The organism is Kingella pumchi, assembly GCF_022288825.1.
In the GTDB taxonomy this organism is placed as follows: Bacteria; Pseudomonadota; Gammaproteobacteria; order Burkholderiales; family Neisseriaceae; genus Kingella_D; species Kingella_D pumchi.
In genome coordinates, this window is sequence record NZ_JAKOOW010000066.1 from 1 (window position 1) to 859 (window position 859).

The 859-nt window shown below is 57.7% G+C and carries 1 protein-coding gene; it reads left to right on the forward strand.

Annotated elements, in window-relative coordinates; all coding sequences use genetic code 11:
• On the forward strand, positions 1-799 hold a 799-nt coding region (locus MB824_RS10815; protein ID WP_238748546.1), incomplete at its 5' end, for a transposase.
• Positions 800-859 lie beyond the last annotated feature (60 nt).

The following is an 859-nucleotide window of genomic DNA, read 5'->3' on the forward strand; positions in this document are numbered from 1 at the left end:
AGGCTTCGGCTGCCAAAACCTGTTGGTTTGCATGCTTTACGCCCGGCTTGGCCGCTGCGCCAGCCTGCGTACACCCGGGCAATCCTTTAACGCCCACAGCAGCCACCATTACCACCTGAATATGCGCAGCATCCGCCGCTCCACATTGTCAGAAGCGCCGGCCAAACGCGACCCCCGCCCGTTTGCCGACATGCTTATTGAACTGAGTGCCCTATGCGGCAGAACCCTGCGCAAACAGGCTGGCGATTTACTCTACCTGCTCGACTCCACCCCGATTGTGCTCAAAGGACGCGGCTTTGACCAATGGACAACCCACAACGGCCGCATCACCGGTTTAAAACTCCATATCCTAATGAACCATGCCGACCAATGTCCCGTTGCCCACAGCATCACCGACGCCCGGGTTAACGATGTGGACGAGCGCCACATCATGCAGCCTGAAAAAGGCGCCACCTATGTTTTTGACAAAGGCTATTGCGACTACAACTGGTGGGCCAAACTGGATGAAGCGGGCGCCTATTTCGTCACCCGGCTCAAAACCAATGCCGCCGTTGAAACCATCCAACGCTTTTTAGGCCGCAGCGCCAACGCGGTGAAACTGCAAATCCTGTGCGCGATGATTGCGTATCTGCTGCTGAAGCTGTACCGGCAAAGCGGCCGGATGGGCGAGAGCCTGCACCTGCTGTGCGCACGGATTGCGGGCAGCCTGTTTGAGCGGCCGCAAACGCCGTATGCCCACTACGCGCGCCGAAGGCGGGAAAGGCTTGAACCGGCGCGGATGCAGGGGGTGTTGTTTTGAAGTCAAGTACTTGGCATGCTGATTTGTATGGGTTATTTATTCCGGACAGTAGTGCGCCTG